The 26,911-nt window shown below is 55.6% G+C and carries 23 protein-coding genes; 15 read left to right on the top strand and 8 right to left on the bottom strand.

Annotation, left to right across the window (positions count from 1 at the left end):
• Window positions 1-533 precede the first annotated feature (533 nt).
• The 8 genes from CA264_RS09030 (at window position 534) to CA264_RS08995 (ending at window position 10,375) form a co-directional block, all read left to right on the top strand.
• Window positions 534-1,931 (top strand): NAD(P)/FAD-dependent oxidoreductase, encoded by a 1,398-nt coding sequence (locus tag CA264_RS09030; protein ID WP_025606491.1) that lies wholly within the window; start codon window positions 534-536, stop codon window positions 1,929-1,931.
• Complete coding sequence (locus tag CA264_RS09025; protein WP_025606489.1) at window positions 1,928-3,472, top strand: 4Fe-4S binding protein; 1,545 nt, start codon at window positions 1,928-1,930, stop codon at window positions 3,470-3,472. Before CA264_RS09030 ends, CA264_RS09025 begins: the two co-directional genes overlap by 4 nt.
• Window positions 3,472-4,941, top strand: coding sequence for a glycosyltransferase (locus CA264_RS09020; RefSeq protein WP_025606487.1), 1,470 nt, complete (start codon window positions 3,472-3,474; stop codon window positions 4,939-4,941). The genes CA264_RS09025 and CA264_RS09020 overlap by 1 nt, the downstream gene beginning before the upstream one ends.
• 3 nt (window positions 4,942-4,944) lie before the next feature.
• On the top strand, window positions 4,945-5,313 hold the full coding sequence (locus tag CA264_RS09015; protein WP_025606484.1) for a hypothetical protein: 369 nt from the start codon (window positions 4,945-4,947) through the stop codon (window positions 5,311-5,313).
• A 120-nt stretch (window positions 5,314-5,433) separates the two neighbouring features.
• Window positions 5,434-6,357, top strand: coding sequence for a hypothetical protein (locus tag CA264_RS09010; RefSeq protein ID WP_025606482.1), 924 nt, complete (start codon window positions 5,434-5,436; stop codon window positions 6,355-6,357).
• Window positions 6,358-6,365: 8 nt separating this feature from the next.
• Window positions 6,366-8,219: a glycoside hydrolase family 15 protein gene (locus CA264_RS09005; protein WP_335682959.1), complete on the top strand. Its 1,854-nt coding sequence runs from the start codon at window positions 6,366-6,368 to the stop codon at window positions 8,217-8,219.
• 213 nt (window positions 8,220-8,432) lie between these two features.
• The gene (locus CA264_RS09000; protein WP_025606479.1) at window positions 8,433-9,248 is read left to right on the top strand and encodes an SDR family NAD(P)-dependent oxidoreductase; all 816 of its coding nucleotides are present in this window, start codon (window positions 8,433-8,435) and stop codon (window positions 9,246-9,248) included.
• Window positions 9,249-9,490: 242 nt separating this feature from the next.
• Window positions 9,491-10,375 carry an alpha/beta fold hydrolase gene (locus tag CA264_RS08995; protein ID WP_025606477.1) on the top strand — a complete coding sequence of 295 codons (885 nt, stop codon included), beginning with the start codon at window positions 9,491-9,493 and terminating at the stop codon, window positions 10,373-10,375.
• Window position 10,376: 1 nt separating this feature from the next.
• Here CA264_RS08995 and dinB read toward each other — a convergent pair whose 3' ends face one another.
• Window positions 10,377-11,459 (bottom strand): DNA polymerase IV, encoded by a 1,083-nt coding sequence (gene dinB, locus CA264_RS08990; protein WP_025606475.1) that lies wholly within the window; start codon window positions 11,457-11,459, stop codon window positions 10,377-10,379.
• Between the two features lie 136 nt (window positions 11,460-11,595).
• On the opposite strand from dinB, the gene CA264_RS08985 reads away from it, so the two are divergent.
• The 4 genes from CA264_RS08985 (at window position 11,596) to CA264_RS08970 (ending at window position 15,568) form a co-directional block, all read left to right on the top strand.
• Complete coding sequence (locus CA264_RS08985; RefSeq protein ID WP_025606474.1) at window positions 11,596-12,432, top strand: oxidoreductase; 837 nt, start codon at window positions 11,596-11,598, stop codon at window positions 12,430-12,432.
• A gap of 368 nt (window positions 12,433-12,800) precedes the next feature.
• Window positions 12,801-13,481 carry a type 1 glutamine amidotransferase domain-containing protein gene (locus tag CA264_RS08980; protein WP_025606472.1) on the top strand — a complete coding sequence of 227 codons (681 nt, stop codon included), beginning with the start codon at window positions 12,801-12,803 and terminating at the stop codon, window positions 13,479-13,481.
• 187 nt (window positions 13,482-13,668) lie between these two features.
• On the top strand, window positions 13,669-14,553 hold the full coding sequence (cysM, locus tag CA264_RS08975) for a cysteine synthase CysM (protein ID WP_025606471.1): 885 nt from the start codon (window positions 13,669-13,671) through the stop codon (window positions 14,551-14,553).
• Window positions 14,554-14,716: 163 nt separating this feature from the next.
• Window positions 14,717-15,568 carry a pirin family protein gene (locus CA264_RS08970; RefSeq protein WP_025606470.1) on the top strand — a complete coding sequence of 284 codons (852 nt, stop codon included), beginning with the start codon at window positions 14,717-14,719 and terminating at the stop codon, window positions 15,566-15,568.
• 100 nt (window positions 15,569-15,668) lie between these two features.
• Here the strand turns inward: CA264_RS08970 and CA264_RS08965 are convergent, their stop codons facing one another.
• Entirely contained in the window at window positions 15,669-16,691 is a 1,023-nt protein-coding gene (locus tag CA264_RS08965; protein ID WP_025606468.1) for a pseudouridine synthase, read from the bottom strand.
• A gap of 156 nt (window positions 16,692-16,847) precedes the next feature.
• Entirely contained in the window at window positions 16,848-17,834 is a 987-nt protein-coding gene (gene rluF, locus CA264_RS08960; protein ID WP_025606466.1) for a 23S rRNA pseudouridine(2604) synthase RluF, read from the bottom strand.
• A 97-nt stretch (window positions 17,835-17,931) separates the two neighbouring features.
• Between rluF and CA264_RS21830 the strand changes: the two genes are divergently transcribed.
• Window positions 17,932-18,084 (top strand): hypothetical protein, encoded by a 153-nt coding sequence (locus CA264_RS21830; RefSeq protein WP_157593666.1) that lies wholly within the window; start codon window positions 17,932-17,934, stop codon window positions 18,082-18,084.
• Here the strand turns inward: CA264_RS21830 and CA264_RS08955 are convergent.
• From CA264_RS08955 to CA264_RS08935, 5 genes are all read right to left on the bottom strand, one after another.
• Complete coding sequence (locus tag CA264_RS08955) at window positions 18,072-18,692, bottom strand: HAD-IB family phosphatase (RefSeq protein ID WP_025606464.1); 621 nt, start codon at window positions 18,690-18,692, stop codon at window positions 18,072-18,074. The two genes, CA264_RS21830 and CA264_RS08955, sit on opposite strands and share 13 nt — an antisense overlap.
• Window positions 18,693-18,917: 225 nt before the next feature.
• Entirely contained in the window at window positions 18,918-19,865 is a 948-nt protein-coding gene (locus CA264_RS08950) for a universal stress protein (RefSeq protein ID WP_025606462.1), read from the bottom strand.
• A gap of 190 nt (window positions 19,866-20,055) precedes the next feature.
• Window positions 20,056-21,609, bottom strand: coding sequence for a M20/M25/M40 family metallo-hydrolase (locus CA264_RS08945; RefSeq protein WP_025606461.1), 1,554 nt, complete (start codon window positions 21,607-21,609; stop codon window positions 20,056-20,058).
• A 137-nt stretch (window positions 21,610-21,746) separates the two neighbouring features.
• Window positions 21,747-23,006 (bottom strand): metallophosphoesterase, encoded by a 1,260-nt coding sequence (locus CA264_RS08940; RefSeq protein WP_025606459.1) that lies wholly within the window; start codon window positions 23,004-23,006, stop codon window positions 21,747-21,749.
• 130 nt (window positions 23,007-23,136) lie between these two features.
• Window positions 23,137-25,581, bottom strand: a complete 2,445-nt coding sequence (locus tag CA264_RS08935) for a zinc-dependent metalloprotease (protein WP_025606457.1) — start codon at window positions 25,579-25,581, stop codon at window positions 23,137-23,139.
• Between the two features lie 211 nt (window positions 25,582-25,792).
• Between CA264_RS08935 and CA264_RS08930 the strand changes: the two genes are divergently transcribed.
• On the top strand, window positions 25,793-26,269 hold the full coding sequence (locus CA264_RS08930; protein WP_036775970.1) for a c-type cytochrome: 477 nt from the start codon (window positions 25,793-25,795) through the stop codon (window positions 26,267-26,269).
• Between the two features lie 8 nt (window positions 26,270-26,277).
• Window positions 26,278-26,910, top strand: coding sequence for a 3-keto-disaccharide hydrolase (locus tag CA264_RS08925; protein WP_025606454.1), 633 nt, complete (start codon window positions 26,278-26,280; stop codon window positions 26,908-26,910).
• Window position 26,911: the final 1 nt, after the last annotated feature.

Genomic DNA, 26,911 nt, shown 5'->3' with positions numbered 1-26,911 from the left:
AGTATCTATACTTACAGAACGCCTGTAGGTTATACTTTAGGAAGAATTCTCGTGTGGGTGGGGCAGAGGCTGTGCCTGTAACAGGAAACGGGGAACTACACCTGCATGAGAGAAGGTATAACCGCCGCTATCTTGTTTTCCCCGGCTTCGTCAGAGGCATGAGCTGTTCCTGCCCCGGGTGTGAGTGATCCAAAGCCAGCATTAAGTAGTAGGTAAATGGGAGCTGGAGAATGAACAGGAGCCGGAAAGTGTAACTTGGCCGAAGATGCACTGGGCAACGGCTACGGAAGTACAGCTACAATTAGCTGCGGCAGTTGGAGGCATAAGCGGGGGGGGCTCCAGGAGGAGCGCCGTGAAAGCAGCAGGCAAGTGCACCGGGTTCTCAGAATCCTCTACTCATAAAACAAAAACCAACCTATCCGACTTTACTACAAAAGCACAGAAAACAGAGTTATTTAAGGTAAATTTGAGGAAAGCCGTACAAGAAGGCGTAGAGCAGCAGAACCGCTGCTATTATCCGTGAAGCCACCGCTATGGAGGAAACAAAACCGACAGCTGATTTCTGCATCAAGACCCCGGGCCGCCGCATTGTGGTTATCGGCAACGGCATCTCCGGCGTCACCTGCGCGCGCCACATCCGCAAACGCGACAGCGAAGCGCAGATCACCATCATCTCCGGCGAAACAGAGCACTTTTTCTCCCGCACCGCTCTGATGTACATTTTTATGGGGCAGCTGAAGTATGCGCATACCAAGCCCTACGAGGACTGGTTTTGGGAAAAGAACCGCCTGCAACTGGTGCACGGCTGGGTGACAAGCATAGATTTCGAGAGAAAGGAACTGCAACTGCAGCAGCAGGAGCCACTGCCATACGACATCCTGATTCTGGCCCTTGGCTCAAAGCCAAACATGTTTGGCTGGCCGGGCCAGGAGCTGGAGGGCGTGCAGGGGCTGTACAGTTATCAGGACCTGGAAAAGATGAACGCCAACACCGCCAACTGCCAGCGTGCCGTGGTGGTAGGAGGAGGCTTGATAGGTATTGAGCTGGCCGAAATGCTACTTAGCCGTAACATACCTGTTACCTTCCTGGTGCGCGAAAAGCATTTCTGGGAAAGCGTGTTGCCGCCCGAAGAGTCTGACTTAATAATGCGCCACATGCGCGAGCACCACATTGACCTGCGCCTGGAAACGGAACTACAGGAGGTGCTGGATGATGGCACAGGGCGGGTAGGTGCTGTCTTGACAGCTGCAGGCGAGGAGATTCCCTGCCAGTTTGTGGGCCTTGGCGTAGGCGTCAGCCCGAACATCGGTTTAGTGAAAGACACACCACTTGACCTGAACAAAGGCATCCTGGTCGATCAGTACTTTGCCACCAACATCCCCAACGTATACGCCATCGGCGATTGTGCCGAATACCGCGTGCCGCTTCCGCATCGTAAAAGTGTGGAGCAGGTGTGGTATACCGGCCGCATGCATGGCGAGACACTGGCGCACAACCTGACGCGGGAGCCCGTACGGTATAACCCCGGGCCCTGGTTTAACTCAGCCAAGTTTTTCGACATCGAGTACCAGACCTACGGCATGGTGCCGAACAAATGGAGCGAGCCGGTAACATCATTTTATTGGGAGCATGAGCGTGGCAAAATGGCTTTCAGGGCAGTTTTCAATGGCAAGGATAAGCGGCTGCACGGGGTGAATGCATTTGGCATGCGGCTGCGGCACGAGTTTTTTGACGAGGCCCTGAAAGAGAACTGGACAGTAGAGCAGGTGTTGGAAGAGATGCACCGCGCCAACTTCGACCCTGAGTTTTACGACAGGCACCAGCGCGCCATGCTACAGGCATACAACCAACAGTTTGGTGCTAACCTGCATCCAAAGAAACAAAAGAAGAAAGGACTGCTCTCCTTTTTAGGGAGCAGAACAACCGCATGAAGATAACACAGAAAATAGGGCTGGGAGTATTCCTGCTCTGCTTGCTGCTCTTTAACGCGCTGCTTTTTATGGGGCAGTTCGAGCTCACAGCACAGCAACTGGAGCAGACAATTAAGCAGGAGCATGTAGCGGTGCTAAAGCAGGAGCTGCAACCGATGCTGGGCAAAACCTATTCCTCCAGCTTTGCTTTTGCCACCGACTTTAACCAGTACCTCGATAACTACAACGAAGAGCAGCAACGCAGCCAGCAATGGGACCGAGTGATATGGGATGACTATGTTTTCGCGCTCACCAAAGTGGCCAGCCAGGGCTTTGTGCAAAGCAACAAGCTGCTGTTGCTCTTCCTGACGGTGGTTTTAGGTGCCGCCGGGGCCTTGCTCTACATCCTGCCGAAGCACCGGGGCGAGCCGGCAGGCGTGCGCAACAACGGCGTGATGTTCTCCTCCAACAAATCGCGGGGCTGGGTTGGCATAACCCTGGGCGTTTACCTCACCGCGGTATACATCCTGCTGTACTGGTACCCGGAGTACCTCGTGAACTGGACCATGTTAGTAGACCCCTTGAGCAGGGCGCTTTCCGGCGGACCTGCCAGCCAGTGGTTCCTGTACGGCACGCTCTATACTTTGGCTATACTGGTGATGGGCGTGCGGATGTTCCGCAAGTACAAAGGCAATGCATACCAGCTGGTGCGTACCTCCTCGGTCATGTTCTTTCAGCTGAGTTTTGCCTTCCTGATACCGGAAATCCTGGTGCTGCTCAACAAACCGTGGCAGGACCTTAAAAACATCTGGCCCCTAGATTACGATTTCTACTTCGACTATAGCGTGGCCAGCATGTTGGGCGGCGGTGCAGTGGGTATGTTTATGCTGATTTGGGGTACACTGCTGGCGCTGGTGGGAGTGCCTGTTTTTACCTACCTCTACGGCAAGCGCTGGTACTGCAGCTGGGTGTGCGGCTGCGGAGGGCTCGCCGAAACAGCCGGAGACCCTTACCGCCACCTCTCCGACAAATCGTTGAAAGCATGGAAAGTTGAACGCTGGCTGGTGTACCCGATCCTGGTGATTATCGTGGTGATCACGGTTATGACCATTGCCAACTATTTTACTGATTTTGCCTTGCTGGAGGAGTACACAAACGTGCTGCACCAATGGTACGGCTTTTTAATTGGAGCTGCCTTTGCCGGGGTGATTGGCGTGGGTTTTTACCCGTTGATGGGCAACCGCGTGTGGTGCCGCTATGGCTGTCCGTTGGCAGCGTACATTGGCATTGTGCAGCGCTTTAAGTCCAGGTTCAGGATTACGACCAACGGTGGCCAGTGCATTTCCTGCGGCAACTGCTCGGCTTACTGCGAAATGGGCATCGATGTGCGCTGGTATGCGCAGCGTGGGCAGAATGTGGTGCGCGCTTCCTGTGTCGGCTGTGGTATTTGCGCCACTGTGTGCCCGAGGGGCGTGCTGAAGCTGGAAAACGGGCCGGAGCAAGGGCGCATCACCGATATTCCCATACTTACAGGAAACGACTCCATAAAAGTGCTGCATTAATGAAGGTTCTGATCATACTGTGCCTGCTGCTGTATGCCGCTGCCATGCTGTTCATCCTCTTGTATAGTTTGGCGCAGGCACACCTGCTCTACCGTTTCCGGCGCTACCTGAAGCAGGGCAGCAACGCCACACCGCCTGCCCCGGAGGTGTGGCCCATGGTAACGGTACAGCTGCCGGTATATAACGAGAAGTATGTGGTGGAGCGCCTGATAGACACGGTTGCCGCCTTAGATTACCCGGCAGCTAAAATCGAGTTTCAGCTACTGGATGATAGCGACGATGAAACTACACAGATTATCCAGCAAAGTATACAGCAGTACCCGCACTTGCCGTTCCGGCACATCAGGAGGCAGGACCGTAGCGGCTTTAAAGCGGGCGCTCTCAGGTATGGGCTGGAGCAGGCCAAAGGGGAGTTTATCGCCATTTTTGATGCGGACTTTACTCCTTCGCCAACCTTCCTGAAACAAACAGTCCCCCACTTCTCACACCCGGAAACAGGCATGGTGCAAACCCGCTGGGCGCACCTGAACAAAGGCTACTCCATCCTCACCAGGCTACAGGCTTTTGCCCTGGATGCCCACTTTTACATTGAGCAGGTAGGCCGTAGCAGCCTGAATGCCTACATCAACTTCAACGGCACGGCGGGTATCTGGCGCAAAGCCACCATTCTGGATGCGGGCAACTGGCAGGACGATACCTTAACCGAGGACCTGGACCTTAGCTACCGCGCCCAACTCAAAGGCTGGCGGTTTAAGTACCTGCCGGAGGTGGAGTCGCCGGCGGAGCTGCCCCCGGTGATGAGTGCCCTCAAGTCGCAGCAGTTCCGCTGGACAAAAGGCGGGGCAGAGTCGGCGGTGAAGCATTTGGGCAGCGTGCTGCGCTCCCGTGCCCCGCTGCAGACAAAGTGCCACGCCACGGCACACCTGCTGAACAGCTCTGTGTTTGTGGCGGTGCTGCTGGCGTCGCTGGCGAGCATACCGCTGCTTTGGGCGAAGGTAAACAATCTGCTGCCGCTGGTGGTTTTTAACGCAGGAGCGGTAACCCTGCTGAGCTTTGCCGTGATCAGCCTGGTGTATTTTCAGGCGAACGCGATGGGAAATGTCTCCCAGTCAAAGCGCACGGGAGGCTTTTTGCTGTACTTCCCGCTGTTTCTCTCCATCTCAATGGGGCTGGCCCTGCACAATGCGGTAGCCGTTTGGGAGGGGTGGAGCGGCCGTAAGTCGCCCTTTATCCGGACGCCGAAGTTTAACCTGGAGGCGCGACAGCACAAGTGGCAGGAAAACTTTTACCTGAACATCCGCATGCCCTACACCACGTACGCGGAGGGGCTGCTGGGCCTGCTCTTCCTGGGCGTTGCCGTTTGGGGCATTGTGCAGCAGGAGTACGGGATGCTTGTTTTCCATGGGATGCTGGCCCTGGGGTATTTGCTGGTGTTTTACCACTCCTATCAATCCTACAGAAAGATATGACGCATGAAGCAGAAACTACAGTTCGTGTACAACGCGGAGAAAGGCTTTTTTAACAAACTCACTGACTTCGCACATAAAATCATCTCTCCCGGCACCTACGCCTGTAGCCTGTGTGCGCTAACCTATGGCAAGTTTACCCGGAAGCAGGCGTGGACCAACTACGTGAGTAGCCTGCCGATGGAGGTGGAGTTCATCTATAAAGACGAGTGGAAGTTTTCACCGGTCCGGGAGCAGTACCCGCTGGTGGCGCTGCAAACCCGCGAAGACAGGATAGAGGTGCTGCTGGAGGCGGAGGAGCTGAACAGCTTAAAGTCTCTGAAGGAGTTGCAGGAGCGGCTGGATAAGGCCCTGCTGCAGGCGTCCGAAGTATGAATGTCACAAAAAGCAGCGCCGGCTTCGGCCGGTGTTCCATCAAGAAAAAGAACCAGTAATTACCAAGGCACAAGCAGCTGCCGCGCCCGGAACAGGTATGCTGTTTGCTGTACATCAACCATGAAAAACCTCCTTTACCTGCTGTTGCTTGTTGGCATTGCAAGCTGCAAACCCACAGACGCGACGACCTCCAACCCCACGCCCCGAAGTATAAACGATGCCGCCTTCGGTGCTTACTGGTACCAGGGCAAAGCCGAATTAAACGCTTATGCGCTGGAGCAGTACCGCTACGGCGAAAAGCGGGACGGAGAGGCAGTGCTGATCTTTGTAACGGAAGATTTCTCCAGAGAGAAACAAGTGAAGCTGGATAACCCGCAGGCCAGCGAACAGGATGCGCAGAAGGTGCTGAAGCTGAATCTCACCAAGAAGTTTGTGACCGGCATTTACCCTTACTCCATGATGCTCTCGGTGTTTACGCCGGTGTACGATAGCATTCCGGCAGTGAAGGTTACGGCCAGTTCGCAGGAGTGGTGCGGGCAGACGTACACGCAGCTCAACCGCAGCCATGGCAAGTATAAAGCACAGCTGTTCTCCTACTTTGAGCAGGAAAGCGATCAGGAACTCACCCTTGACGCCATACCCGAAGACAACCTCTGGACGCTGCTGCGCCTGGACCCAGGCCAGGTGCCAACGGGGGAGGTAAAGCTGATCCCCGCCCTGCTGGACCAGCGCCTGACCCACGCACCGCTGGCCGCGGAGGAGGCCTTTGTCAGTCTGGCCGCTGCGCAGGACAGCATGGCGGGCTTTGCCGCCGCAGACCTGCGCGTGCTGGACGTGAAGTATAAAACGTACCCGCGTGAGCTGCGCATTTTTTACACCGCCGCTTTCCCCTACGAAATTGCCGGTTGGGAGGAGGTAAAGCCGCTGGAAGGCGGGAAGCGGGAGGTGAGCCGCGCCGTTCGCAAAAGCAAGCTGCTAAGCGATTACTGGACGAAAAACAAAACCGAGTTTGAGCCGCTGCGACAGGAACTACACCTGAAGTAAGCCTTTTAATAAAACTGCACAAGCCCGCTTCACCAGGAGCGGGCTTTTTTTGTTTTACAGGATGCTGTAGCGCTGGAGGGCGAGGTGCCGTAAGTATAGCAACGGGCAAACCGCACCCAAGCCGGCGCCCCTACACAATGAAAGAGAGAGAAACCCTAATCCAAGGCCTGGCTGTAATCGGCGACCGCCGCACCTGCGCCTATATTTCCAGGAGCGGGAGCGTAGTGTGGTACTGCCCGCGCCGCTTTGATGCGCCCGCCGTTTTTGCAAGCCTCCTGGATGCAGCGCAGGGCGGCTCCTGGCGTATCGATGCGCCGGGGCTTGCGTTTATGTCCCGCTCCTACCGCAACGACAGCAGCGTGCTGTGCACCAGGCTCCGCAGCAGCTCCGGTGAGCTGGAAATAGAAGACTACATGCCGATGAACGCCGCCTTCCACGGCATCTGCCGGTCGCTCTCCGCCGCCCCCGAAAATCTGCGGGTGGTACTTTCTCCCAAGCCGGAATACGGCATGCAGGAGCCGCAGCTGCAGCAAAAAGCAGGGGCCGTAAGTATAAATGGCGCTCTTTTTCTGTACGCCTCACACCCCCTGCGCCTGGAGCAGCACCGCATCGTGTGCGAGGTGCCCGCCGGTGAGCGCTCCTGGTTTGTGCTGAGTGAGCAGGAGCAGCATATACAGCCGCAGGCACTGCAGGAGGCACTTGCGGCCACGCAGCAGGAGTGGAAAAAAGTAACCAGCCACATCACCTACCACGGGCCTTACGAAGAGGAAGTGCGCAACTCTTTGCGGGTGCTGCGCCTGATGACCTTTGCCGAGAACGGGGGGATTATTGCGGCTGGCACCACCTCTTTGCCCGAAGTGAAGGGCGGCCACCGCAACTACGACTATCGCTTTGTGTGGCTCCGCGATGCAGCCATGATCGCCAGCGCCCTTACCCGCGCCGGCTCCGACGGAGAGGAGGAACGGCGCTTCCTCAGCTTTATCTGCGATGCCATGCAAGGTATGCCGGAGCCGGTTGTGCCCTTTTTTACGCTGGATAAGGCACCAGCCCCGGAAGAGCACCTGCTGCAGCACCTGCAGGGGTACGCCAACAGTCTCCCCGTACGTGTAGGCAACGACGCTAACCATCAGCTGCAGCTGGATGCCATCAGCAACGTGCTGCTGGCGGCCAAGCTGATCTACAACCGCTTCAACACAAGGGAGCACTGGGAGCTGGTAAGCTACCTGGCCGATTACCTGACCGACCACTGGCAGGAGAAGGATCACGGCATGTGGGAAGAGACACAGAAGCAGCATTACACGTCTAGTAAAGTAGTGGCGGCAGTAAGCCTGGAGTTTATCTCGGAGCACAGCCAGGAGGAGGCGCAGCGGCAGCGATGGTGTGAAGCCGCTGCCGCCATCAGGCGCTTTGTGGCTGCTAACTGCCTGACCTCAGAGGGTGCGTACGCGGCTTTCGCCGGTTCGGAAGCCGTGGACGTGAGCGCCATCCTTTTCCCCATTTGGGCCTATACCGATGCCGAAGCGCCCGAAGTGCTTAAAACCCTCGAGGTGCTGGAGCGCGATTATTGCCAGCAGCACCTGTTCAGGCGCCACCTCGTGGATTACAGCTCCAAAAGGGAAGGGGCTTTTCTGGCGGGCACCTTTTGGGTGGCGCAGTACTGGGTGATGCGCCGCGACTGGCAAAAGTTTGAGCAGGTTATGGGCGCTGCCCTGGCTTTTATGAATGATGTCGGCCTGATGCCGGAGGAAGGTGACCCTGCGACAGGAGAGTTTTTGGGCAACATGCCGCAGACTTTCGTGCACGCCTCGTTAATCGGTGCGGTTATAGACTACAAAGCAGCGCAGGAAAAAGAGAAAAAATAGCCACGGCGTTGGCAGGGGCAGCGAATGCTGCGCCTAGTTGCTGGCGCAGCCGGGCGGGCAGCAAAGGGGTGAGCCGCAAACAAAACATCAGGTTAATGATTTTATAACTAAGCGCAGCCACGGAGGTGTTCCCGTTATCAGAGGAAAAACGGGTAGCCACCAAGCAAAAGGTGTTGCGACGGCGCTTTTTTATCACGCTAAAAGAACATTGCCATGGATTTAAAGATAGCGGGCCGGGTGGCCGTGGTAACCGGGGCAGACTCGGGTATGGGCCTTGCCACTGCCAAAGTGCTGGCTGCCGAAGGGGCGAAGGTCATCCTGACGGATAAGACGGATGCCGAACTACAGGCGGCGGCAGACCAAGTGCGGCAGCAGGCGCAAAGTGCCGCGGACGTGGTTGCCATACAGGCAGACCTGACCCGAACGGAAGATGTGCAGGCGCTGGCAGAGCAGGTGAAAGAGACGTTTGGCGGGGCACACATACTGGCGCACTACGCCGGCGAAAGAGGGGCTGCCGGCGACTTCCTGAAGCTCACGGACGAGGACTGGCTCGACACCCTGAATGTAGACCTGCTGGGAGCCGTACGTGTCTGCCGTGCTTTTATCCCGCAGATGCAGGAACTGGGCTGGGGGCGTGTGGTGCTGGTTTCCTCGGAGAACGCCATGCAGCCCTATGAAGAGGAAAGCCCCTACAACGCGGCGAAGGCCGCCATCGTCAACCTTGCCAAGTGCCTTTCCAGGGCCTACGCTCATGATGGCTTGCTGATTAACTGTGTGTCGCCGGCCTTCATCAAAACTCCAATGACAGACACCATGATGGAGCAGAAGGCGAAGGAGCGGGGCACTTCTGTAGACGAGACCGTGCAGTGGTTTCTGGAGAACAAGCGCCCGCACATTAAGGTAAACCGCCGTGGCAGAGCCGAGGAAGTGGCAGCGGTAGTGGCTTTTTTATGCTCAGAGCAGGCCAGCTTTGTAAACGGCAGCAACTACCGCATAGACGGTGGCTCTGTAGAAACGGCCTTCGGGTAAGGATGCGCGCTTTTGCCGAAGGGCTTTTCCTGCCAGGCTTTTTCTGGTAGTTGGCCCGTTCCTGAGTCTAGCGCTTCGGACAGTTGCTACTGCACACGTGTACGCTTTGCCGTGTTGGCTTTGCAGAGGGCTGGCTGGTTGCTTTTAAGTGTTTGATACTACATCTACCTCCGCTTCATACGATAAGAAATCCTGCCAGCACGTTAGTATAATAATCGCAAAGACTTGAAAACAACGTAGCCATGAGTAACGACAAAGAGGTAAAGCAGGTGCTGGAAGAGCACAGGGCCGCAGGCAGGTATATTGAGGTAGATGGTATCCGAACCTTTGTGCTGGATGAGGGAGCGGGGGAAGCGGTGTTCTGTATCCACGGCGTGCCCACATCCTCCTTTCTGTACCGCAAGGTGATAAAGGCCCTCGCCCGGAAAGGCATGCGCGGGGTGTGCCTCGACCTGCCCGGCCTGGGCCTCTCCGACAGGCCGAAGGACTTTAACTATACCTTTCACACCTTTGCCCGCTTTTGTGCGCGTGCTGCCGAAGTGCTGGGTATCCAGCAGTACCACCTGCTTATTCACGATATCGGCGGGCCGATAGGGTTCGCTATGGCGGCAGAGAACCGGGAGAAAGTCCTGTCGCTAAGTATACTCAACACCTGGATAAATGTAGACACTTTTAAAAAGCCGCTGCCGATGCGCCCCTTTGAGATGCCGGTGCTGGGGGAGGCCGAGCTTAAATCCATCACGCACCCCACATGGTACCTGCTGTTTACACAGATGGGGGTTGAGCACGCCGACGCTGTGCCAAAGGAAGAAGCCTACGCCTACGTGGACTTGCTGAAGCGCGAGGACGGGGGCGATGCCTTCCTCAAGATCATGCGGCATTTTGAGAAGTCCGATGTCTTCAGGAACCTATGCTACCAGGCCGTAGAAAATGTGCCTTACCCTGTTCAGGCAATCTGGGGTGCCGAGGACCCGGGGCTTACGTACGAGCGCTATGGGGAAGAGATAAAGCTTGCCGCCAACCTCAAGGAAGTTCACAAGCTAAACGCCAAGCACTTTCTGCAGGAGGAAAAGCCGGAGGAGATAGCCGCACTGGTTGTGGAGCAGGCGGCAAGGGGCAAGGCCTAAGCTACAGTTCCAGCGTTAGTTGGTACCCTTCCTGCAGGCGGTCGTGCTGGTACAGCAGGCTACTGACGGACACCCCCAGCAGGCGCACCGGGTAGAGCGGGAGCTGGGGCGTGCGCAAGAGGTCGCGGACAATGGTATACATAGCGTCTGCGCTGCTGAACTCACTCAGGAAGGTTTTGCTGCGCGTGTTCTGTGTAAAGTCAAAGTACTTGATCTTCAGGGTCACGGTTTTGGCTGTCACCTTCAGGCGCTCCATGTCCTGGGCCACCTCCTGGCACAGCGAGTCTAGCTGCAGCAGCATGTCGTGCTCTTCCACCAGGTCTACATCAAAGGTGCGCTCTGAGCCGATAGACTTGCGAATGCGGTGCGGCTGTACCTCCCGGTCGTCCTGGGCGCGGGCAATGCGGTAGTAGTAGCGCCCCACTTTGCCGAAGTGGCGCACCAGCTCCTCTTCTGTTCGCTGCCGTAGGTCGGCGCCGGTAAGTATGCCCATGGCCTGCATTTTGGCTGCCGTTACTTTCCCTATGCCATGAAACTTCTCGATGACCAAACCCGCCACCAGGTTTTCCGCGACATCCGGGGTAATGAGCGTAAAGCCGTTTGGCTTGTTCATGTCGGATGCGATCTTAGCCAGAAACTTATTATAGGATACTCCGGCAGATGCCGTCAGTCCCGTCTCCTCCAGGATACGCGCCCTTATTTCGTTGGCGATGATGCTGGCAGAGGGCATGCCGATCTTGTTCTCCGTAACGTCCAGGTACGCCTCATCCAGCGAGAGCGGCTCCACCAGGTCGGTATAGGCGTGAAAAATCTCCCGAATTTGCCGTGAGACAGCGCTGTATACCTCAAACCGGGCCTTTACAAAGATCAGGTGCGGGCAGCGCTGCGAGGCTATTTTAGACGCCAGCGCAGAGTGCACCCCATACTTACGGGCTTCGTAACTTGCCGCTGCCACCACGCCGCGTGCCCGGGAGCCGCCCACGGCCACAGGCTTCCCGCGCAGCTCGGGGTTATCGCGCTGCTCCACAGAGGCAAAAAATGCATCCATGTCGATGTGAATGATCTTGCGGATAGGCTGTTGCAAAATGGCTTAGGTTGAGGTGCAAAGGTAGGCAAACTGCAGCAGGAAGTATAGCCTTTGCCTCTATCAATGCTGCCACAGGGCTGTACTTCCTGCCGCTTGCTGCGTATATTCGACCTCACACCAAAAAGACAATAAGATGGCAGAGAAAATATGGTTTATCACCGGCGTGTCGAGTGGCTTCGGGCGCACGCTGGCAGAGGAAGTGGCCAGGCGCGGCGACAAGGTAATCGGCACAGTGCGGCAGCACAGGCAGCTGGAGGAGTTTAACGCCATCTCTCCCGGCAACACGTTCGCCTATATGATGGATGTAACCAACGCCGATGGGGTGAGAGCCACCGTGGATGCAGCCGTTAAACATCTGGGCCGCCTCGACGTGCTGGTGAACAACGCCGGTTTCGGGTTTCTGGGTGCCGTGGAGGAGGCATCGGTGCAGGAGTTCCGCGAAGTGATGGAGACGAACTTTTTCGGGGCTCTGCAGGTAACGCAGGCGGTGCTGCCGCACATGCGCAGGCAAGGTAGCGGCCACATCATACAGATGTCGTCGGTGGCCGGGTTCCGGAGTACGCAGGGCTTCGGGGTTTACAATGCCAGCAAGTTTGCCCTGGAGGGGATGAGCGAGGCCCTGGCGCAGGAAGTGGCGCCGCTGGGCATACGCGTGAGCATAATTGAGCCGGGGCCGTTCCGCACGAACTTCGCCGGCTCCAGCATAAAAGGGGCTAAGCAGGAGCTGCCGGAGTATGAGGGTACCGCACGGGTGTTCAAAAACAACATTCTGGGGTATGCCGGTGAGCAGGAGGGGGACCCGGTAAAGGCCGCCCAGGTGCTGCTGCAGGTCGTGGATAGCGACAACCCGCCGCTGCGCCTGCCATTGGGCCAGACGGCCTACGATGGTGTGCGCCGGAAGCTGCAGCAGGTGGAGCAGGACCTGCAGAACTGGGAACACACCGCCACCAAAACCTCCTTTAACGACTAAAGGCACGGCCAGTGCAGCACCCAACCAGATATGCCTAACCGATAGGCTTAATGCTGTACTGGCGACTTACCGGTTTCGTAGCAGTGCGGGCAAAAGCCTGTGGTAGCGCTGAGCTTCAACGGCTGCTCCAAACACTTTTCCGTTCGCCGAGCTTAAACAGGCTGGTTCGCCACCGTTTTCCGAACAGTATCTCAGCCCCTTTTGCAGAGCATGAGGTAGTCGTAGGGTGCTTTTTGCAGCTTCTGCTTCGGCCTCTACAACCGTGGCCCTGCCGACCCGGAGGCGTTAATTTGCCCCGAAGGCAGCGCGTCCGCCAACCTTCCCGTAAGTATAAAACGAACAAACATACCTGTAAACTATAACGAGCTATGAAAGTACTATTTGTTTTAACATCACATGCTGAGTTGGGCGACACCGGCAAAAAGACCGGCTTTTGGGTGGAGGAGTTTGCCGCACCCTATTATGTGCTGTCCGACGCGGGCGTAGACATCACCATTGCATCGCCGGCGGGCGGTGAGCCGCCCATCGACCCGAGCAGCGAAGCACCGGGGGCACAGACCGACGCCACCAAGCGCTACAACGGCGATCAGGAGCTGCAGAACAAACTGATGAAAACCACAAAGCTCAGCGAGGTAAAGGCCGACGACTTTGACGCAGTGTTTTACCCCGGCGGCCACGGCCCGCTGTGGGACCTGACGGAAAGCGAGGAGTCTATTCGCCTGATCGAGACATTTGCAAAGCAGCAGAAGCCTATAGCGGCCGTATGCCATGCCCCGGCTGTTTTTGCCAAAGTAAAGGGACCCGATGGGCAGCCGCTGGTAAAAGGCAAAAACGTGACCGGCTTTACGAACTCCGAAGAAGAGGCCGTGAACCTGACCGAGGTGGTGCCTTTTCTGGTGGAAGACAAGCTGCAGGAACTGGGAGGTAACTACTCCAAGGTAGCCGACTGGCAGCCGCATGTAGTGCGGGACGGCCTGCTGGTGACCGGGCAGAACCCGGCATCCTCCGAAGGCACCGCCGAAGAACTGCTCCGGCTTCTGAAAAAGTAAGAGCAGGCAAAGCTTAAAAAGCACCCTTCCTGATGCGCGAGTCGGGCGGGGTGTTTTTGTTTTGGAGTGCCTGGCCATCGGAAAAAACAGAGCGGACCGATACAAAACAGTGCAGTCGCTTTATGGCTTTGTAAACTAAGACTTACCTTTGCGGTTAGTTAAGCAGTGTAGATACATTAATTCTGATATGGCAACCTTACTTGATTTTATAGGCAATACCCCGCTGGTAGAGCTGACACAGATAAACACCAAACCCGGCGTAAAACTGTACGGCAAGCTGGAAGGCAATAACCCCGGCGGCAGCGTGAAAGACCGTGCCGCCTACAGCATGATTAAGGGAGCCCTGGACCGTGGCGACTTAAAGCCGGGCATGAAACTGATAGAAGCCACAAGCGGCAATACCGGCATCGCACTGGCAATGATCGCGCGGCTTTTTGAGGTGGAGATTGAGCTGGTAATGCCAGCCAGCGCCACCAAGGAGCGGGTACAAACCATGGAAGCCTACGGAGCAAAGGTTGTGCTTACACCGGCCGAGAAATCAATGGAAGGTGCGATAGACTATGTGGCCGAGCAGGTGGCGAAGGGTGGCTACCTGGTGCTGAACCAGTTCGGAAACCCGGATAACTACCTGGCACACGTGCGCTCCACAGGCCCGGAAATCTGGCGCGATACCCAAGGGACGGTTACGCACTTTGTGTCCTCGATGGGCACGACAGGCACTATCATGGGAGTGTCTCGTTACCTGAAGGAGCAGAACCCGAAGGTGCAGATTGTGGGGGCGCAGCCGGTGGAGGGGTCCCAGATACCGGGCATCCGTAGGTGGCCGGAGGCGTACCTGCCTAAAATATTTGATCCTTCGCGGGTAGACCGCAACATCGATGTAAGCCAGGAGGAGGCTACCGCCATGACCCGCAGGCTAGCCCGTGAAGAAGGGGTGTTTGCAGGCATGAGCAGTGGCGGTGCCGTTCATGTGGCAACAAAGCTGATCGAAGAGCTGGAAGAAGGCGTGGTGGTTTGCATTATCTGCGACCGGGGCGACCGCTATCTTTCCTCAGACCTTTTTGCGCTTTAATCTGCAGGGGCACGCGCACTACCCTGTAAAAGAAAAGGGGAAGCCGAAAACCGGTTTCCCCTTTTCTTTTACAGGGCAGCCGTAAGTATAAAGCAGGAGCCGCGCTTGTAAGTGTGGCATCAATATTGTAATTTAGTGTACGTACATTGAATATAAAAACGCTATGAGAAAGATCAAGAAAATACACAAAGCAGCCTACGCCCCCATGGATGACCTGGTAACTTACCGGGCCATGCCAACGCGCGAGGTGGAATATATTGACCCTTTCCTGTTCCTGAACCACCATGGGCCGCAGGTATACAAGCCGGGCAACCGCGGGCTGCCGTTCGGGCCGCACCCGCACCGTGGCTTCGAAACCCTGACGTTTATACTGGAGGGGGATATTATGCACCAGGACACCGGTGGCGGCAAAGACGTGATTGAGGCAGGTGGTGTGCAGTGGATGACGGCAGGCCGCGGCTTGATTCACGCAGAAGTCTCGTCGGAGAAGTTTAAGAAGGAGGGAGGCCCGCTGGAGATCCTGCAGCTGTGGTTTAACCTGCCTGCCAAGTATAAATTGGTCGAGCCTAGCTATGTGGGCCTGCAGCAGGACAAAATCCCGACGGTAACGGAGGATAACGGCAAGGTGCGCGCGAATATCATCTCCGGAAAGTGGGGAGACACCGAGGGGCCGATTCCTTCCCTGAGCGACATCCATATGGCCAGTGTAACGCTGCAGCAGGGCGGTAGCTTTACAACCAGTGTGGATGCAGCACGCAACGTCTTCTTCTACGTTGTGCGCGGAGCGGTGAAGGTGAACGGCGAGACCGCGGAGAAACTGCACCTGGTAGAGTTCTCCAACGAGGGCAACGAGATTAAGGTAGAGGCGCTGGAGGATAGCTACCTGCTCTTCGGGCATGCCATGCCGTTTAACGAACCCGTTGTAGCCCACGGGCCTTTTGTGATGAACACCGAGCAGGAAATTCAGGAGGCTTTCCGGGATTACCAGGCAGGAAAAATGGGCAGCTGGGAGTAACAGCCTGGCTAGCTGTGCAAGTAGCAGATCAAATTACCCAAAAAGGCAAAGCCCCTGCGACACTGTAGTTGCAGGGGCTTTGCCTTAAGTAAAAGTACGGTTAGCGCGAACGGCCTGAGGAGCCTCCGCCTCTGGTAGCCCCTCCCTTCTTGGCGCCACCTTTAAAGCCACCTCTCTCGGGGGCACCTTTGCCGGAGCCTTTTGCGCCCCCTCGTGTGCCCTTTGCGCCGCCGGGCCCCGCTGCAGCAGGCCTGGACTTGCCGATGCGTTTGCCTGCACCGCCACGCTCTGGCGCAGCAGACCTGTCCGGCTTCTGGTGGCCTCCTCTGTCAAAGGATGCTTTTTCTCTGCCTGAAGCGCCTCTTGGGCTAAACTCCTTGGCATCGGGTCTGCCTTTTGCTGCCGGCTTGCCTGGCTTAGCGGCGGCAACCTGTTTCAGGGTGTCCAGCTCGGCTGCGGTAAGTGTTCGCCAGTGGCCTTTCTGCAGCTTGGTGAGGGTAATGTGCTGCACTCTCACCCGCTGAAGAAAAGTTACTTTGTAGCCCATGGCCTCGCATACTTTCTTGATGCCGTGGTTCATGCCCGGCTCCAGGGTAATCCGGAACCGCGTTGTTGACTCCTTGTTAACAACCGCTTTTTTAGGGTGCCCGTCCTCAAAAGACGCGCATGCCTCGCTCAGTTTGGAGATGAACTCCGGGGAAAAGGGCTTGTTTACCGTCACAACCAGTTCTTTTTCCAGCCTGCTGTCGGCTTTAGAGAGTTTCCGGACAAAGTCGCTGTCGTTGCTTAGCAGCAGCACGCCTTCGTCTTCCCTGTCCAGCTTGCCGATTGGTTGCAGGGAGGCCGGGTGGTTGATGGCGCGGACCACGTTGTCGCGCACCCCCATGTCTGCCGTGGCCGACATGCCCGAAAGCTTGTTCAGGACCAGGTACACCGGCGCTTCGTCGCGCACAGACAGCAGCTGGTCATCAATGCGTACTTTGTCTTTGGGCGTTACCTTTACGCCTGCTTCTGGCAGTTTGCCGTTTACGGTAACACGCTCCTCCTCAATCAGTCGGTCGGCTTCGCGACGGGAGCAGAAGCCCGAGTCGCTTATGAATTTATTTAATCGCTTTGGTTCCATGGTGTTATGTTGGCGCTGTGCAGTAGGGTGTAGTATGTTCTACCGCCTTTTGTTGCACAGGCGCTTATGAAAAGGCAAAATTACAGGAAAAGGATTGGTTTACCTATTGTCGCGGCAAAACCTGTAGGCGGGGCAGCAGCAGGAGCCGCAAATGCCTTACCTCCTTTTGCCTCCCCTTGCCGCCCCGCTTCTCCCTTTGCCACCGGCGGCACCTTTCGGGCTTCCCTTGGATGCGCCGCGGGAGCCTCTGGCGCTGCTCTGGCTCTTGGGTTTGTCGCGTTTGCCGCCTGCCGTGCTTTTGCCGCCCTTGGGACCGCCGGCACGGGTGGATTTACCGGCTGCGGAGCCGCCTGTGCGTGGTTTGGGTTTGTTGCTTTTAGCAGGAGCCGATGCCTCCGCAGCACGTTTCTTGCCTACAGAGCCTTCTTCCGTTTTGGTGGAGCCTGCGACCAGGCGCAGGAGCTCTGCCACCTCCGGCTCCGTCATGTTTCGCCACTGGCCCAGCGGTATTTTGTTTAGCGACAGGTGCATGATGCGGGTGCGCTGCAGCGTCTGCACCTCGTACCCTAGCGCTTCGCACATGCGGCGAATCTGGCGGTTCATGCCCTGTGTCAGTATAATTCGGAACTTGTTGGGGCCCTCCTGTGCCACAAAGCACTTTTTGGTGTTCACGCCAAGTATAGACACACCGCCGCTCATCTTCTCCACGAAGTCCTGGTTAATCGGCCTGTCCACTGTTACCACGTACTCCTTTTCGTGCCTGTTTCCGGCCCGCAGGATTTTGTTAACAATGTCGCCATCGTTTGTCAGGATAATCAGGCCCTCGGAGTCCTTATCGAGGCGGCCCACCGGAAATATCCGCTCCGGGTAATTGGTAAAGCTGATGATGTTGTCGCGCTGCGAAGTGTCGGTGGTTGTTTCGATGCCGGCAGGTTTGTTGAGGAGCAGGTACACCGGTTCCACCGCGTTCACCTCCAGTAGGTTGCCGTCTACACGCACTTTGTCTTTTGCCGTGACCTTGGCACCGACGTCGGGGCGCTTGCCATTTACCATTACCCGGCCTTGCTCTATCATTTTGTCGGCCTCGCGGCGGGAGCAGTAGCCTGAGTCACTTATAAATTTATTTAATCTGATCGGTTCCATACTTTCGTGGTGTTGCGAGGGTGCTGTTGCTGGTGAAAAACACCGGCAAAGACCTTCGTTTTGTGCGTCCTGTACTTCTACGGCCAAAAGTACGGGAATGCAGTTGATTTACCTATTGCAGCGGGAGGTACACCTCTACAAAAACGATGTGGAGCAGGAGCAGAAGCCCCTGCTTTTCAGGAGGCAGGGAAGGGGGTGGTGCAACTCCCTGTTGTTGCCTGCCAGGAGCTGCCGAAGCTACCGCTGGTAAGGCACGATGCTGCCGTCTTTCACCAAAAAGGCCTTCTCAGCCCTGTCAAGTATCAGTTCTTTGCTATCGGAGTAGGCTTCCTTGATGCGGTAGGGCTTCCCTTCGAAGTGCCTGGCGATCCTCTCCAGCTTTTCTTCGTCCTTGCACGCTTTGCCTATCACCTTGTAGGTGCCGTTTTCATAGCGCACCCTTGTGCCGGCAAAGCCGTTTATGGGATACATGCTGAACAAGGGCCTGACGTAGAGCTCCAGGCCACCAGTTGCACAGTATACCTGTGTGCCTTCGGCTTTCAGCTGGTCAAAGCGCTCGAGTAGCTCCTTGTTAAAGTTTTTCGGGTACTCCTGCTCCCAGAACTCCCGGGCATAGGCCTCCACCTGCTGCGGCTGGAGGTGGTCTAGATAGTTAAAGAAGTTTTCCTTGAACTCTGTTTTCCTGATCCGATGCAGGTGCTTGAGCGCCTTGTAGTACATCATCTGGAAAAAATAATGAACCCTTTGCGGTTCCTTGGAAAGAATAAACTGGTAGAACTCGTCCTTTGAGCTCTTGTTGTAAAAGGTGCCGTTCAGATCAAAAACGACAACTGCAATTTCTTCCTGGCTTCGCTCCATCTTATCCTGCTAGTAAAAGGCACTTTAGCTAACACGCTAAATCCGGGGATTTGTTCGCCTGGTACTGCGGGTGCGGCAGGGGTGGGGAAGGTGTTGAGGCAGGAAAATAAAAGGCTGTAGCCGGGTGCCGTTGCTGTGGCACCCGGCTACAGCCGGGGTTCATCTTATAAATAGCAGCCCTAACCTGTCGCCGCGTGGCTCCTTTGGTGGCAGGTGGGGTGAGCTTTAGTGTACTGCCGGGGCAGATTCCTCCCTTTTCTCCCGAAGCTGCTCCAGGATTCCGGACGGCAGGGCCAGCAGTGGCACCAGGGGGTGAGCCGTGATCTGGCCGGTGATGCTTTTATCTAGCAGCCGCTCGAAGAAATTATGCTTTTGCGGAATCATGACCAGCAGGTCTGCCTCCTGCTCCCGGATGAACTCCTGAATGCCGGCAGCTACGTCGGGGCAAATATCAAAAGACACATCGTAGGCTATACCTTCCAGGTTAGCGGCAAGTGCCTCTAATGCAGGCTGGGCGTTAAACTTGTCGTACTGCTCGTTGGTGCGGTACAGGTGGAGCACCTCCAGCTTCGCCCCGAGCATCTTCACAAAGTCCCGGAGAAGGTGCAGGTCTGCGGTGGCAGGAAGCTTACGCAGGTTAATGGCGAAAACAACCGATTTGAAGCTCCGGAAAGTAACCCCCTGCGGAATAGCCAGCACAGGAACCTGGCTTTCCTGCATCACCGAAATCGTAGTGCTGCCAAGTATGGCCTGGCTGACAGCCTCGCCTGTTTGCATGCCCATTACCACGAGGTCAACCTGGTACTGCGTGATCGCCTCGAGGATCTTTTCATAAGAGCCGCCCATTTTGGCTACGCACCTTACCTTTACCTTGTCTAAAGCAGCTATCTTTTCGCTAACGTCGGTAGCTGCCGTTGCTGCGGCCTGTAACCTTGTCTCATCGCAGATACCCTTTCGCGACGCATCGGAGAAAAGCTCCAGCTCCTTTACTTTCCCCTCTTCCAGAGCCACAATCACATCGGCCGCTTCGTAGGTAGCCGGTGGCGACATAACGGGGAAGAACACGTTAAAAAGTATAACCTCTGCGTTTGATCTGCTGGCTAGCTCAAGGGCATAGCAAAACGAGTTTCTGGAACTGGCGGAAAAGTCGATGGGGACTAGTATGGTTTTCATGGCGGCTGCTGTTAAAGTTTCTATAAAATGTCCGGCTTGGCTGGCACAGCTGAACGACACTGTAAAACTACCACACGGCTACAGGAAAAGGGATGCGCTTGATCAGTAGAAAAGATGATCTTCGTTAGCTTTTAAGCAAACGAGGCTGCCTTTTAGGGGCAGCCTCGTAAGTATAAATATAACCTCAGTGTTAGTCTAAGCCGCCTTTGCGGGTTGGCTCTCTTTGCTCAGGCCACGTTCTCTGTTCTCCCGTTCTGGAATCAACAGGTAGCACGATGCGCTCACGATTCGCCGTTGCAGGATCTTCGCTGGCTTTGTAGGCAAGTATAGCTACCAGTATGGCATTGTTGCGCACATCATCAAACACAATTTTATCGTAAGTGTCGCGGTTGGTGTGCCAGGTGTAGGTGCCGTAAGACCAGTTAAGTGAGCTTAGCATAAAAGCAGGTGCGCCAGCAGCCACAAAAGAGGCATGGTCAGAACCGCCGCCACCCGGGAAGCCCGGGAAGTTTGTTTCGATACCGCTGGTGATTTCTCTTGGAGCAGCACTTAACCAACGGCCCAGGTAGTCATACGCGTGCAGGAAGCCCTGACCAGAAATGTTCACTACTCTGCCAGTACCGTTATCCTGGTTAAAAACTGCCTGAATGTTCTTTACGATTTCAGGATGATCTGCCACAAAAGCACGTGAGCCGTTGAGCCCTTGCTCTTCGCTACCCCAATGTCCGGCAATGATGGTTCTTTTAGGGTTGGGGTACATCTTCTTCAGGATGCGCATGGCTTCCATCATCACAATGGTACCAGTACCGTTGTCGGTTGCGCCCGTGCCACCGTCCCATGAGTCGAAGTGAGCTGATAGCACCACATATTCTTCTGGCTTTTCAGTGCCTTTAATTTGCGCAACAGTGTTAAAGGTAGGCGCATTTTTGAGTTCTTTTGACTCTGCCTGAATTCTGATTTGTGGTTTACTGCCAGACTCTACCAGCCTGTACAGCATACCATAATCTTCCAGGGCAACGTCTATACTTGGAATTTTCTTTGTATAGGCACCAAATATCTTGTTCACACCAAAGCCACGCGACCAGTTAGAAGTCACCACACCTGCTGCACCTGCTTTTTCCAGCGCTGCCGGCAGTGTACGGGAAGTATAGCCGGTTTTCTTCATGTTCTCGTTGAAGGCCGCTGTCTGTGCCTCGCGCTCTTCCTTCATCTTGGCCAGCGACTCTTTGGTGGCAAACTCTTCCCAGTTATAATCGGGGCGGCCGGTTGGCTGCTGCATCGAGATCATTACCAGTTTGCCTTTCACGCTTGGTAGCCATTTCTGGAAAGCTACCGAGTCCTGCACATCTGGCAGCACTACCAGTTCAGCCGTAACGCCTTTACTTTTGGTGCCCGGGCTCCAGGCCAGTTGCGTTGCTTCCAAAGACTGAACGCGGGGGTGCACCATGTCTACATGCGTAACGCCGCGTTGCCAGCCGCGCCACTCGCCCCATTTTTCGTTTTTAGCGGCAATGCCCCAGTCTTTATACTTTGCCACGGCCCAGTCATGTGCTTTCTGCATTTCGGGTGTGCCGACTAAGCGCGGCCCGGTGCCGTCCAGCAGCTCGTGCGCCAGTACCTCCAGCTGAGAGTTCTCGTTGGCTTCTTTTACGATGCCCTCCACTACAGGGTCTTTTACCTGTGCCTGCGCTATACCGCCAGTTAGCAGCAGCAGGAAGAGAAAGGCGTGTACTTTTCTTTTCATGATTGTTTTAAGGGGTTGGTTGAATATATTGTTTCTGCAATAGAGGCCATATCGGGGAGAAGGTTTAATGAGGGAGGTAAAAGTTTTAACACAGAAGCAATGGCTAGCCAGGAGTGGGGTGTGCAGCTTTCGCCTGCTCAGGTGCAGCGGAGCTCAAAAACGGTAATCTCCGGTAGGATACCCACACGCCCCGGGTACTCCAGGAAACCATAGCCCACATTTACATACAGTTGCTGCTGCTGCTCCTGGTACAGCCCGGCCCACTCGCTGTAGCGGTATTGGATGGGGCTCCACTGGAAGTGATCTGTTTGAACGCCAAGCTGCATGCCGTGGGTGTGGCCGCTAAACGTAGCATCAATCTGCGGGTATTTCGGTAGCACCTCCGCTCGCCAATGCGATGGGTCGTGCGACAACAGCAACTTTACAGGGGCGTCTTTTGTGCCTTTTACGGCCATGTCCATCCTGCCGTACTGTGTAGCCATTCCAGTGCCCCAGTTCTCAATGCCGATAATAGCCAGTTCTTCCTTATCTACTTTTAAGCTTCGGTGCTCGTTCAGGAGCAGATCCCATCCCATGTTTTTGTGCGTGGTTTTGATTGCGGCAAGATTTTTTGCTTTGGCTGCTGCACTTTCCCAAAGCTTGTAATCGCCATAATCATGGTTGCCCAACACCGAAAATACCCCAAGAGGAGCCTTTACTTTCGAGAAGATATCCTGGTAATCACGCATTTCAGAAGCTCTGTCATTTACCAAATCGCCAGTAAAAAAGATGAAGTCGGGCTTCTCCTGGAGTAGCATTTCCACGCCGCCCAGCACGGCTCTTTGGTTATAAAAGCTTCCGGAGTGTATGTCTGATAGTTGCCCGAGCCTAATGCCATCAAAGGCTTTGGGGAGGTTTGGTAAGTATAAAACCTGGTGCTTTACCTGATAGTCATACGCCCCGGAGAGCACACCCCGGCTCATGGAAACGAGTGGTACAGCCGCAACCAGTGCGCCTGTTTTCAACAGAAATTCGGAGCGGGTAATCTTGTTCTCTACCGGGTTCGCGGGTTTTATTTGCTGCTGCTTTACAGGAGCCAGCTTGCGCTTCAGCCAGACACTGCCCCGCCTCACGTCATCTAACAGCACAAAGGCCAGAAAGGTAATCTTAGTAGTCAAGGCGATAAAGAGGTTTGCGATAAACATCTCCCGCACCGGCTCACTCACGTTGAACTGCCTGTTGATGAAAACGGCAAGCAAAATGGTTACGGCTGCGTAGCCCCACCAGGTACAGGTGAAATGCTTCTTTTTGGAGCCCCCGGAAAACCAGCGCATGGCAAGTATGGCTTGATAGAGGTACAGGTCTAAACCGAGCAGCAGCAGGGAGAAAATGAGGAAGCCGATGATCTGGAAAAGCATGAGCTAAATTTGTTTATGTGAGCGTGACGTTGCAGGTGTACAAGATAATGAAGTATAGATAAATAGCTATGTATATACAAAAGAGCCCCTGCCAGGCATCTCCGACAGAGGCTCTTTTGTGTCCTGCTCTTTACTCACAGCCGATCACGGCACCGCTTCCTATAGGAGAACCCGGCGGTAGGTCCAGTGCCCTGCTGGGCTTCACTTCTTCTGCCACGGGGCGGTTCAGCCGCTCCATAGCCAAGGTCAGGTGTGCCTGGTAAGCATCTTGCTTTATACTTCGCTGTTTGCTCTCGATAAAGCTTTTCAGGTCTTTCAGGGCAGCAGCGGCTACAGCGCGTGCCTGGTACGAGGCACTTTCATCATGTGCCAGCGTCAGCAGGTGTGTCAGTACCAGCTGCTCCGTCTGCAGCTGCACAATTTCCTGCAGGCCCTCCTGGTGGCGGCCTTTCCAGGTGTTCTCCACGAGTTGCTCTACCACATCCTGCAGGCTTAGGCTGTTGCCCCGGGCTCCAAGTTCTACCAGGCGGGAGGCACGCTCCGGGTGCAGCAGAAACGAAAGCGTGAAATCAGCAGAAGCCTCGGCTGCGGCCAAAGGGTCGAAGGTCAGGCCGGTGCGTTTCTCGAATAGCTCACGGCTGTTGCGCAGGCCCGGGGCGCGGGGCGGAATCAGCGCGATGATGTGCTCTGGCAGCGTCAGTACTTCCGGTGATAAGGTTTTCAGCATGGCGTCCAGCGCTTTTTGCTGGTCTCGTTTCGCCACCACCTCGGTTACCAGTTGCTTGTCGCCACGTACCGCATACGTGTAGTTTACGCCGCCAATCAGCTTGGCCACGGCCTCTGTCTGGTAACGGTGGTAGTTGTAAATCGGCACCAGCACATCTTCCAGCGTACTCATGGCGGTGCCGGGTTTGATGTTCTTCTCGGAGAAGTTTTCCAACGCCTTTTCTCGCACACGCAATACGTTCTGCAGCTCATCGGTGGCATTGGTGCCATTGTCCCAGAGGTGCGCGGTGGGGTGTGCGCCTCCCGGGGAGCGGGCATCGCGGTCAGAGATGAACGACAGGTTGCCGGCTCTTCCTTTTGCCAGCATCTCATCCAGTGCTTTTTGCTCATTTGTGCCTTTCGGGAAGTCCTGGTAGCCATACGCTACGGCCACTTTGTCCCATTCCCCGATGCTGGTACCATAGGCATTACTCAGGTCAATTTTTCCGGCTCTGTCCAGCTTCACCTGCGGGTGCGGGTAGTCCATAACCGAGGCATTGTTATTGGCAGCGTAGTTGTGCATAATCCCCAGGGTGTGCCCTAATTCGTGTGCTGATAACTGGCGAATACGTGCCAGCGCCATCTCCATCATCGCCTTGTTTACGGGCTTTCCCTCTTCATAAGGAGCCAGCAAACCTTCTGCGATCATATAGTCCTGGCGCACCCGCAGCGAGCCGAGCGATACATGACCCTTGATAATCTCCCCGGTTCGCGGGTCAATAACGGAGGCGCCGTAAGACCAGCCGCGTGTACTGCGGTGCACCCACTGAATCACGTTGTAACGCACATCCATCGGGTCGGCAGAGTCTGGCAGCACTTCTACCCGGAAGGCATCCTTGTAGCCGGCAGCTTCAAAAGCCTGGTTCCACCAGCGGCCACCTTCCAGCAGTGCTGTGCGAATAGGTTCCGGGGCTCCGTTGTCTACATAATACACGATAGGCTCCACAGCCTCTGATACCTTGGCTTTGGGGTCTTTTTTCTGAAGGCGGTGGCGGGCAATAAAGCGCTTCTCAATGTCCTCGCCAACAGGTGTGGCATAATCTAAATATGAAATTCCGAAATAGCCAGCACGAGGGTCAGATGGTCTTGGGGTATAGTTGTTATCAGGTAGTTGAATGAAAGAATGGTGCTGTCGCAGCGTGAGTGCCTGCACGTCTGGTGCCACTTCCCATACGTAGCGCCCGGCATCCTCGCCACCGGTAAAGGTAAGGGTGGCTTCAAACTCTGTGTTCTGCGGAAAGCTTTTCGTGCGCGGCAGGTAAAGCGCGGAGCGGCTGGCATCTAACTTATAGCTTCCCTGCTTGCTGCGCTTTATACTTCCGGCAACATTATGGGCATCGCGGAGCAGGAAATCAGTCGCGTCAACGAGTAGCCTGTCACCGTCTGCGGCTTCAGCCTTAAACCCCCAGATGATGGACTGGGCAAAGGAGTCTTCCACGGCGCGGCGCTCGTTCGGGTTGTCTGAGGTGGCGCGGTAGGCGAGGTTCGGCTGCACCAGCATCACTTTGGGGCCTTGCCTGCTAAAGTACACCACTTTGTTGTCGCCCAACTGGCCGCGGTCCAGGCCGATGTCGTTAGAGCCCAGGCCGGCCGACAGCGAGTTTACGTACAGGAACTCCTGGTTCAGCTTATCTATTTCGAGCCAGATCTTACCTGTTTCATCGTCATAGTAAAAGGTAAAGTAGCCGGGGTAGCGCTTCATGCCTTCCGTTTTAGAGATGATGGAAGGCAGCTTTTGCGCCATGCCCGTGCCAGCCAGCAGCAGAGGAAGCAGCAAGGCCCAGAGGCATTTTGTGAAGGATGAGGTCATGATAATGTAGGTTTAGCATTGGGGTTGATGAAGTAAGATAGAAAATTTTGCGGTGTTTTGGCAGCTGCACACGCTGCCGTTGCCTCCGAAGCAGGTTGCCTATACTTTGTGCAAGCGCTGTTAAAGTGCCTCTGATAGCCCAAAACAGATAAATCGGAAACAAAAACTACTGCAAAAGGTATAGCTTTGCATAGACACACAAGCATAGATCATGAAAGTAAAATACTTGCTAACCATCTTGAGCAGCTGCGCTATACTTGCCTCTTGTGGCGGAAACGAGTCCGAAGGCGAGCAGTACTACGACTCGGAGCAGCGTGAGGCAGCGGCAGAGGACGGCACCGAGAGCCCGGTGGAGCAGACGAAAGTAGGCGCTGATGCAGCAGCCAACGACATGACCGACAATAGCCAGGCCGCAACAGAGGAGGCGAATTTCGATAAAGGCGCCAAGCTCATTGCCATGTCCGATTGCCTTTCGTGCCACAACGAGGAGCAGAAGGTGGTGGGCCCCGCCTATGTTGAAGTTGCCGACAAGTATGCGTTCAACGATAAAAACGTGGACTACCTGGCTGGCAAGATCATAGAGGGGGGCGCTGGCGTGTGGGGCCAGGTGCCTATGACGCCGCACCCGGACCTGAGCCGCGAGGATGCCCGTGAGATGGCCAAATACATCCTGTCGTTGCACAAGTAAGGCAAAGCATGCAGCAGGACAGCTGGGCACCCTTGTTTAACGGAGAAACAACAAGCGGCTGGCACTCCTACGGCCAGCCTGCAGCCGGTGCGGCCTGGGAGGTGCGCGCGGGTGCCCTGTACCTGAACACAGACGCCAAAGCGAAGGGGGCTACCGGCGGCGACCTTGTCTCGGCCGGGGTATACGGCGATTTTCACCTGAGACTGGAGTGGAAGATTGCCCCCGGCGGCAACAGCGGCTTGTTGTTTTATGTGCAGGAGGAGCCGGAAAAGTATACCCAAAGCTGGCAGTCCGGTCCTGAAATCCAGTTGCTTGACAATGCCCTGCACGCTGACGCTATGATCCCCAACCGACGCGCCGGAGATCTGTACGACCTGCTCGCCTGTACAGAAGAAACGGTAAAACCGGCAGGGGCATGGAATGAGCTGGAGCTAATCTGTGACGCAGGCAAGGTGCAGGTAATCCAAAATGGTGTGCAGACACTAACGGCGCAGCTGTGGAACGATGCGTGGCAGGAGCTTATCCAGCAAAGCAAGTTCAAGGACTTTCCGGACTTTGGTACTTACAAAAGCGGCCGCATTGCGCTGCAGGACCATGGCGATGAAGTATGGTTTCGTCACATTTTCATACAGGAGCTCTAAC

The organism is Pontibacter actiniarum (genome assembly GCF_003585765.1).
GTDB classification, from domain to species: domain Bacteria; phylum Bacteroidota; class Bacteroidia; order Cytophagales; family Hymenobacteraceae; genus Pontibacter; species Pontibacter actiniarum.
This window is presented reverse-complemented; position numbering and strand designations above follow the sequence as displayed.